The sequence below is a fragment of the Micromonospora globbae genome (assembly GCF_003610785.1).
GTDB lineage: Bacteria > Actinomycetota > Actinomycetes > Mycobacteriales > Micromonosporaceae > Micromonospora > Micromonospora globbae.
Map to the genome: position 1 here is coordinate 1 of NZ_RAQQ01000062.1, position 6,943 is coordinate 6,943.

Here is a 6,943-nt window from a genome sequence, read left to right on the forward strand (position 1 = left end):
GCGATCAACTGCTCATCCGTGACCGCACCCACCGACCCTGCGGCCGGCTCCTGCCCCGAGGTGGTCTCGGTCGTCATCTGGCGTCTCTCCCTTGATCGGTCGATCAGCCGTTATTTGTACACACCCCAACGGCATGACTCCGGCTGGGATTGCAGAGAAGATCGGGGTTGACCCGAAAACGGTGGAGCGGTGGATCACCCAGGACCGGACTCCGTACCCACGTCACCGCCATGCCATCGCCGCTCTTGTGCGAGAGAGCGAGTCGTATCTGTGGCCGAACGCGGTAACTCCCGAGAAGGCGTCACGCCTGGGCCAGAACGAGGTCATCCAGGTCTACTCGCGGCGATCGTCGGTTCCCTACGAAGTGTGGCGTCGACTCATTGACAGAGCCGAAGAGCGCATCGACATCCTCGCGTACGCGGGACTCTTCCTCGTCGAGCAGGACCCAGGTCTTATCGACACCCTCCGACAGAAGGCGCAGGACGGAGTGTCGGTGAAAATTCTGCTGGGTGATCCCACAAGGCCAGCCATCGAGCGAAGGAGCGTCGAGGAGGGCGCGCCGGGTGTTATGGCTGCCAAGATTCGGCAGGTCATGCAGTACTACAACCGCCTCGGCGACACATCAGACGTGGAGGTGAGGTACCACGAAACCACCCTCTACAACTCGATCTACCGCTTCGATGACGAGATGTTGGTCAACATGCACGTCCTCGGGATCCCGGCGCCACATGCCCCGGTGATGCACCTGCGCAGGTTGTCTGGCGGCGATCTGTTCAGGACCTACGCTGACAGCTTCGACCGAGTCATGTTGTCCTCCTACACGCTCGAACGAACCGAGGTGGCACCCTAGATCCTGTGGCGAGGATCGAGCACTACCACGACCCGAACGCGCCCAAGGCCAACAGCATCGTCGTGGCCGTCTCCGTATTCGTGCGGGACGGCCGCGGCCGAGTGCTGCTCATCCAGCGCACGGACAACGGCTTGTGGTCCCTCCCGGGCGGCGGGCAGGAGATCGGAGAGACCGTCGCGCAGACAGCGGTCAGAGAGACCCGAGAGGAAACCGGCATCGAGGTTGAGGTGACCGGGCTTGTCGGCGTCTACTCCGATCCAGGACACGTCATCGAATACTCCGACGGCGAGGTGCGCCAGCAGTTCTCGCTCTGCTTCCGCGCCGTGCCTCGCGGCGGGGTACTCGCGATCAGCGACGAGTCATCTGACGTGCGTTGGCTGAGTCGCGACGAGCTGCCGGACCTGGCGATTCACCCGTCGACACTGCTGCGCATCCAACACGGTTACGAGGACAGGCCGCAGCCCTACATCGGTTGAGGAACCCGGCGACTGAGACGTGACTGCGTGCGCTGTACTGCCGCCACCATCGCCGGCTCTGCACGGATGATGAAACGCGTGACGAGGTGATCTGGGCCGTAGCGAGAGCGAATTTCCGCGAGCCTCTCCAAGACCTCGAAGTCTTGGCCATCCGGCCCGGTGGTCATGTCCGAGAAGCAGAGTGCGTCCGCGACCGCCGATTCCTCGCGGGGAAACTCGTCGGCCAGGGCCGCATCGAGCCCGCGTTCCTCCGCCTCCAGCCACGCGCACGAGTGGTGTGCCACCAGAGCAGCGATCCGATCGTCGAACCGCTGCCGCCTCAGCCACCGACCGCCATCGAGGGAGTGGAAGCCCGTATCGACCAGGTCCGGGCTGTAGCCGACGTCGTGCAACCATGCTGCGGCGACCAACACGTCCCGGTCTTCGTCGGGGACGGCCGCAGCGACGCTCCGAGCCTTGGCAGCCACCGCCTGAACGTGGCTCCATCGACGGGGCAGCACCGCCTCTAGCTTGCCGCGTGCGATATCCCGGGCAGTGTCGATAAGGGCGGACATGCGGTCAGCCTACGGAGGGAGCTTGACCTCTGCACTCCGCTAACAGGCCGGACATCCGCAGTGAACGCGAATCGTACGTATGTACGATCAGCCGGTGGCACGAGAACTGGTCGGGCGCTGGTGGAACGGGGTGTGGGGACGGCTGACTCGTCGTGACGTGTGGCTCGCCCGGGAGGTCCGCTGGCTTGTCGTGGCCAGGGCCGGTGACTCGGAGACGGGCAAGGTGCTCCGGTGGGAGTTCGACACGGAGGATGAAGCCCGCGCGATGGTCCGGCGTCTCGTCCAGGCCGACGGCGGCCAGTGGCGCGAGCAGACGGGCGACGCAGCCACGCAGCCACCGAGGTGAGGCCGGCCGGCTGCCGGCGAAGTGGTTCAAAGTTTCTGTACGTCTTCAAGGCGGCCCTTGACGGGCCGCACGCGCCGCCGCCTGGGCGCGCGCCGGCCGCTGCCGCTGTCGCTCTGCGGCCGTCACGCCTGATGCCCGGCGGCTGGCGCGGAGAGCGGGAAAGCCCGGAGGGCCGCCGCAGAACAACAGGCCGTTGACCGGTAAGGGGTGGGCCGGCAGCCGGCCGGGCCGCGCGGCCATAAGCCCGCGCGGCGTAGGGGAGCGGACGCCGGCCGCGTCGGTGAGCTGGCGGCGGTCGCGGGGTTGCGGCTACTGCGCCTCCGGCGGGGGCGCTCCGGCTCCAGGATGGCCGGGGCTCCGCCGGCGGCTCACCGTCCGTGGGTGGTTGCGGTAGGCCATCCCGCCTGCCATCGACCCGGGCAAGCCGAGCAGACCACCGCCCGACCCGCCAGCGTCCGTACGAGCCGTCACGGTCCGCTTGACGTGGCGGGCCGGGCGGCGGCCCGCTCCCCAGAGGGCGGGTCGATGGCAGACGGGATGGCGCAGTTCCAGCACTGTTTGCCTAAATGTCGCTCAGCGCGTCCAGCTCAATTTCAACGGCGGTGACGGCTTCCTGAAGTAGAGTCCGCGCCGACCGTTGACGTTTATGCGATTCCTGAAAGCCGAAAGTCAACTCCTCGCCGAGATCGCCAGTAAGGTCAGGAACGGGAACCTGTTTCAGGTCTCTCGGGTACAAGTGAGCTGTGCTGCCACGGATGAGCCCGCGTACATGGGACCTAACTGGCGGAAGATTGAGATAGATCGCGAGCGCTTCCGGTGGAACAGTTGTAGAGCGCAGGTTAATGAGTTCGGCGACGACGCGCGCCTCGGCTGGCAGCTCGTCTACAACAACGCCGCTTTTGCCGATATAACTTGCCGCGTGTGCGGCCGACAGCATCAGAACATCTCCAGCCTGTACAGCAGCCTTAGGGTTTCTGGCTGCCCATTCGGCGCTCACGAACCCATCGGTATGCCGAGCCGTGCCGATGCTGTCCAAACCCTCTACCTTCAAGATGGGGACGCCTTGGGTCGTGTACTCCTCCTTGGCCGGGGTAACGCCACTTGCGATGCGGTCGCAGACCTCATCCAAGGTGCCCATGTTGCTAGAGATTCTCTCCCGCAGATCGTGATGCTCTCGCGCGAGGAAGAATTCCGGGTCTAGTCGTCCGATGCTCCTTACCTTAGACCTCTCCAGCGACAGGTGGTTGGCCCCATAGTTGGAGGGACTGTCCGCCAGATTCAGCTGTACCAAGCTGGACTTTACGGTCGATCCGAACGCCTTATCGGCTGAGCGTCTTTCTGCTTGGGCCATTTCGATTCGAGAGGTGACAAGCTCGACAAGTTCAGGGCTGGGAGTCGGTACCTTGATTTGATCAAAGTCGTCAAGAATCAGGCCCATCTGCAAAGCGCCCCGCGTGAGACGACGCATCTGCATCTGCCCGTAGCGGGAAAGCAGGAAAGCCGCCAGATAGTATGGGTCAACAGTACGCGACCGAAGTATGGCAATTTTGCAGCTACCGGTGACAGGGCCGGCGTCGGCAGGTAATAGTGCAACGGCACCGATCGTCCCGACGATCGACACCAGCACATCGAGGGGCTGCATGTGAGATCGGAGCATCGGTGCTGAGTTGTAGGTCTTCAGGGGTAGGTAAACCGGCGAACCTGCACTGATGAAGAAGTCGTTGATGTCCTGCCCGCGCAAATACCTGACGCCGCTGGACGTGAAATGCTTGCTAATGCTTGCATGGTTACCGTCCGATACCTTTGCTACGTCGGTCAGCGGTGAGGCTTTGAGGCGCTTTAACCGATCCTCCAGGTCTTGGTAATCGGGCAGGTAGTACTCGGGGTCTATCCTGCTGGTCCGCTCCAGCTCGAGGGGTGCAACTGTAAGAACGGTCGCCATTGCTAGTCACTCTCCGACCAGAAGCTCAAGTTCTGAGCACGAGCATGCGCAATGAATGCGTCCGCGATCTCGTCCAGGTCGTCCGCAACGATGCGCTTGCCGTCCTCATCGAGGTCAAACTCACCATCTGTCACGCGATACAGATAGTCCCCACTGTTGTTCTTGACCGGAAGTTCGTTGATGGCCATGAAGATGGGTTCGCTCTCATCTGTCGACTCGCCCGGTTTCCTCTTCTGTAGCACCAAGACGCTAGTCTTGGTGCCGGTGAAGGGTTTGAAGGTGTTGGGGTGCAGGCTAACGACCCCCAAGATGCGGGCCTGGTCGAAAAGCCATTCGCGAATGTAGTCGGCGTTTGCGTTGTTGAAGTTTCCTTGAGGAAGCACAATCGCCATACGTCCACCTGGCCTCAAAAGCCGCATGCACCGTTCGATGAACAGCACGTCCCGAGTCATCCGGTTCGACCGCTTGTTGTTCGTCGGATCGCCCTTGTATGCCAGGTCGTAACTACCCAGAATCTCGGGCTGGGTAATGCTTCCCGCGAACGGGGGATTCGTCAGAATGATGTCAAAAGTGCCGTCCTTGACTCGGCCCTCAAGTCCGTCTGTCCTACTCCGCCATTCGCGCAGATCTAGAGAGTTGACGCGGAAGATGTTCGTCTTGCCATCTCCGGAGATCAGCAGCATGGCCTTGGCTACGCGCACGAGCCGCGGGTCGAAGTCGATGCCAAATAGCCGGCTGCCTGCGTAATCATACTTGCGCTTTTCAAGGTTGCGAGCGAACTTCTCGCGCAGGAACCTGTCGGTCACCCACTGCAAGGAATGAACCAGGAAGCCGCCCGGCCCGCAGGATGGATCGATCACCCGCTCCCCGGGCTTAGGGTTGAGCATCTTAACGCACATTTTGACAACCGAGCGCGGTGTAAAGTACTGGCCTTTGTCGCCCTTTTGCTCCGGGTTAATCATGTACTCAAATGCCGCGTCGATTACGTCAAGATCGGCGTCGAGCAGGCGCCGAGTCTGAAGAGCGGACGCCACAGAGATTAGTGCCTCTGGAGTTAATTCCAGATTCTCCGTAGGGGCGAAAATGTCGGGCCACTCTTCGCAGGCCCTGTGGAACAGGCTATTGAGCCTTTCGTATTGCTCTCGAGCTGGTGCCGTTGTTGTGCGAAATTCTACCGGATCGGTCTCAGCCTTCTCAAACTCATCGTACAACTTGGTAAAGATGAGCTTGAAAATCTCCTCGAAGGCGGACACGCCGGCATTTGCCAGTACGGTGTCCTCAAGGTATTCGACCTCGTCTCTTAAATCGAGGAGAGGGCGAAGCTGTCCCTTTGTCATGGGCTGCTTGACGTCGTCTAGCGACTCGTGGGAAGCGGGCAGCCGGTGAAGTTGCTCGAAGAGGTTAGGCTCGTTACGCCACTGGAAGACGGCGTCATCGCCGTTTATCCAAGCGCCAAAATAAACGCCTGTCGCGTTCATGTACGAGTTCAACTGCTCTAGGCCATCTCGTCGCCGAGGCTTCTTTACCTCCACCACGATGTGTGGGTGCAACTTCGCGTTCTCGCGATAAACGACGATGTCAGCCTTCTTGGCCGCGTAGGACGATCCCATCTTCACGGGAACTTCGACCGAGATCCGGTCGATGGGATAGCCGTACTGGTTCGACAGCATAAGAACCGTGAGTTGGCGAATTACCTCCTCGGGCTTGGCCAATCGCCATCGGTTAGTTGCGAAGCACCGGATGTTTAGCTTCCCGTTGCGTACCTCAAAGATGAGCTGGTCAATACTTTCAGCCGGAAAAATCCGTAGCCCGTGCCGGACGCTCGGATCACGGAATACTTCGTCCACGAACTTTCCGTTGTCGGGCAAGACGGCTCCTTCCACCGGCAGTCGCCAGGAGAGGCTGGCTGGTACCCACATCTAACCCTGCCTCCCTGGGCGCTGGTCGAACCGGTCGCCCTGCTGTGAGGTGGCTTGGTCGTACGGATATGCGCAAACCACTACACAGCCGACAGTTGCGGCAGCCAAGCGCACACTGGACGGTGCGAGGGCACCGCCAGGTGCGAAAGGATCGTGTCTGAGGCTCGTGATCAGGGTCCGCTTGTACAGCCATTCGTACAGCCAAGCCGGGCGACGGACACGGCCTAGGGTCGACGGTCGGCGGCACCGCGAGCAGGTCAGCGGCAGTGGCCGACGCTCACCGACAACGGTCTTGATCTTTGCAAGGCAGAGGCACCACGAAGGCAGCGAAACCACCGCAAGTCGCTGACCACGTCCAGCGCTGGCCGGCATGATGGCCACGCTCAGCAGCACCGGACGACAACGGGTGACAAGTAAGAGTGCGCCGTGCCGGCGTTCGGGACGAAGAGGTCGAACTTCGCCGGCGAAATAGCTGCCGACAGCAACGCTGACAGCAACTGGCCCGGACTCGGGCACCCTGAGGTGCGCTGGCATGGACGAAGCTCCCAGCGTGCAGCCGTTCCCGGACGCGTGCGGACGCGATGCACAGAGCTTGTAAGCGAGATGTCGCCGGTTCGATCCCGGCCGGGGGCTCCAGATCCACCAGGCACGCTCGCACGTGGGGTCTAGCGGTCGGCGATCGCGGCGACCGCCTCGACCTCGATCAGCAGATCTGGTCGGAACAGACCTGTGTCAACGGTCTCTTTGATCTCCCCGTAGGCGGCCGGCAGTTGTCCCCGCTGACGGCCGCGGAGTTCTCCCCAACGGCGGCCAGATAGTTCCCCGCCGTTGGTTGTTCGGGGTGTCAGGTCAAGGG

The 6,943-nt window shown here is 61.9% G+C and carries 7 protein-coding genes; 3 read left to right on the plus strand and 4 right to left on the minus strand.

Annotation, left to right across the window (positions count from 1 at the left end):
* The first annotated feature begins 133 nt into the window (after window positions 1-133).
* Together D7I43_RS31935 and D7I43_RS31940 are read left to right on the plus strand one after the other, a co-directional pair.
* Window positions 134-850, plus strand: coding sequence for a phospholipase D-like domain-containing protein (locus tag D7I43_RS31935; protein WP_120332278.1), 717 nt, complete (start codon window positions 134-136; stop codon window positions 848-850).
* Between the two features lie 5 nt (window positions 851-855).
* Window positions 856-1,326, plus strand: a complete 471-nt coding sequence (locus tag D7I43_RS31940) for an NUDIX hydrolase (RefSeq protein ID WP_120332279.1) — start codon at window positions 856-858, stop codon at window positions 1,324-1,326.
* Here D7I43_RS31940 and D7I43_RS31945 read toward each other — a convergent pair.
* Window positions 1,314-1,880 carry an HD domain-containing protein gene (locus tag D7I43_RS31945; RefSeq protein WP_120332280.1) on the minus strand — a complete coding sequence of 189 codons (567 nt, stop codon included), beginning with the start codon at window positions 1,878-1,880 and terminating at the stop codon, window positions 1,314-1,316. The genes D7I43_RS31940 and D7I43_RS31945 overlap by 13 nt on opposite strands.
* 94 nt (window positions 1,881-1,974) lie before the next feature.
* Between D7I43_RS31945 and D7I43_RS31950 the strand changes: the two genes are divergently transcribed.
* A complete protein-coding gene (locus D7I43_RS31950) occupies window positions 1,975-2,226 on the plus strand; it encodes a hypothetical protein (protein WP_192902322.1) in 252 nt (83 codons plus the stop codon).
* 562 nt (window positions 2,227-2,788) lie between these two features.
* On the opposite strand, the gene D7I43_RS32630 is transcribed toward D7I43_RS31950, so the two are convergent.
* The 3 genes from D7I43_RS32630 to D7I43_RS33325 all read right to left on the minus strand — a co-directional run.
* Window positions 2,789-4,168, minus strand: a complete 1,380-nt coding sequence (locus D7I43_RS32630) for a restriction endonuclease subunit S domain-containing protein (RefSeq protein ID WP_147427372.1) — start codon at window positions 4,166-4,168, stop codon at window positions 2,789-2,791.
* A gap of 2 nt (window positions 4,169-4,170) precedes the next feature.
* Entirely contained in the window at window positions 4,171-6,036 is a 1,866-nt protein-coding gene (locus D7I43_RS31955; RefSeq protein ID WP_158610206.1) for a type I restriction-modification system subunit M, read from the minus strand.
* Between the two features lie 716 nt (window positions 6,037-6,752).
* Window positions 6,753-6,943, minus strand: a 191-nt coding sequence (locus D7I43_RS33325) for a hypothetical protein (RefSeq protein WP_204985342.1), incomplete at its 5' end; no start/stop codon positions are given.

Coding starts and splice junctions, on each gene's coding strand:
- D7I43_RS31935 (WP_120332278.1), top strand. CDS start 134: ATGACTCCGGCTGGGATTGCAGAGAAGATCGGGGTTGACCCGAAAACG.
- D7I43_RS31945 (WP_120332280.1), bottom strand. CDS start 1,880: ATGTCCGCCCTTATCGACACTGCCCGGGATATCGCACGCGGCAAGCTA.
- D7I43_RS32630 (WP_147427372.1), bottom strand. CDS start 4,168: ATGGCGACCGTTCTTACAGTTGCACCCCTCGAGCTGGAGCGGACCAGC.